This is a genomic window from Silvania sp. (assembly GCF_051656365.1).
In the GTDB taxonomy this organism is placed as follows: domain Bacteria; phylum Pseudomonadota; class Gammaproteobacteria; order Enterobacterales; family Enterobacteriaceae; genus Enterobacter; species Enterobacter hatchlandensis.
In genome coordinates this window covers 1-1,558 of record NZ_JBOGBT010000073.1, presented here as the reverse complement: position 1 = coordinate 1,558, position 1,558 = coordinate 1, and the positions used below count along the sequence as shown (strand labels likewise).

1 protein-coding gene is annotated in these 1,558 nt (G+C 63.2%); it reads right to left on the bottom strand.

Features of this window, described 5'->3' with window-relative positions; genetic code table 11:
- Positions 1–164: 164 nt before the first annotated feature.
- Positions 165–1,558, bottom strand: a 1,394-nt coding sequence (locus ACRDD5_RS13950) for a heavy metal translocating P-type ATPase (protein WP_438677081.1), incomplete at its 5' end; no start/stop codon positions are given.

Here is a 1,558-nt window from a genome sequence, read left to right as displayed (position 1 = left end):
GCATCCATGCGCCTCGCCCCGGCCTACAGGAAACGCTTCGGCGATTTTCAGCCGGACCAGGGTATCGCTGTAAGAGATTTATTCCCTTGTCGTTATTCCATTGCTTTAAGATTAAAAATTACTGGGGATTGGTCAGCCCTCTTCCACAGGCCGCACCCCATTGTTTACCGACGGCGCAACAATCGCAACGCGTTCGCCGTCACCAGCACTGTCGCGCCGGTATCCGCCAGCACCGCCAGCCACAATCCGGTCATCCCCAGCAGGGTGGTCACCAGGAAAATCCCCTTTAACCCCAGCGCAATGGCGATGTTCTGCCGGATATTGGCGCGGGTGGCGCGAGCAAGGCTAATCATCTGCGCTAAACCGGTTAAATGGTTATGGGTCAGCGCCGCATCGGCGGTCTCCAGCGCCACGTCGGTGCCGCTGCCCATCGCAATGCCGATGGTGGCCGCCTTCATTGCCGGCGCATCGTTAATCCCGTCGCCCACCATCGCCAGCGGGGTGTGGCCGTTCAGCTCGGTGACCGCCTGCACTTTATCTGCGGGTAGCAATCCGGCGCGGAATTCCAGGCCCAGCTCACCGGCAATCGCCGCCGCCGCGCGTGGGTTATCGCCGGTCAGGATCACCCCATTGACCCCCAGCTGATGCAGGGCATCCACCGCTGCTCTGGCGTCGTTACGCAGAGTGTCGCGCAGGGTAATAATGCCTTTTGCCACGTTATTCTCGGCGACGATAATCACCGTCTGCCCGGCCTCCTCCAGGGTGCAGATCTGCTGGGCCAACTGCGGAGCAGGGAATTTATCTGCCGTACAGATTAACACCAGCTGGCCCTCGACCTGGGCTTCGATACCCGAGCCCATCAGCGCGCGCTGGGCGGTAGCGGCCGGGATATTCAGCCCTCGGGCCTGCGCTTCGCGGACAATCGCCTGTGCCAGCGGGTGGGTAGAACCTTGCTCCACCGCCGCAGCCAGCGCCAACAGCGCATCCTCGCTGATGTCGTGCGGATAAAGGCCGGTCACCTGCGGCTTGCCGACCGTCAGGGTGCCGGTTTTATCAAACGCCACCTGCTGCACCTGCGCGAGTTGTTCCAGTGCGGCACCGCCCTTGATCAGCGCCCCACGGCGGGCAGCGGCCGCCAGCCCGGAGGTAATCGCCGCAGGCGTCGAGATCACCAGTGCGCACGGACAGCCGATCAGCAGCAGGGTCAGCCCTTTGTAGATCCAGCCTTCCCATGGGGCGCTAAACAGCAGCGGCGGGACAACGGCGACCAGCAGCGCAACCAGCATAATCGCCGGGGTGTAGATCCGGCTGAAGCGGTCGATAAAGCGCTCAACCGGGGCGCGGCGCTCCTCTGCCTCTTCAATCAACTTCAGGATACGATCGATGGCGCTGTCGCCCGGTTCGGATAACACTGTCAGCTGCACCTGACGATCGACGCTGGTGGCACCGGCGGGCACTTTTTCGCCGGCGGCGCGATCCACCGGGATGGATTCGCCGGTCAGGGCGCTTTCGTCAAAGCTGGCGGTGGCGGTGAGCAGCGCGGCGTCGGCAGGCAGAC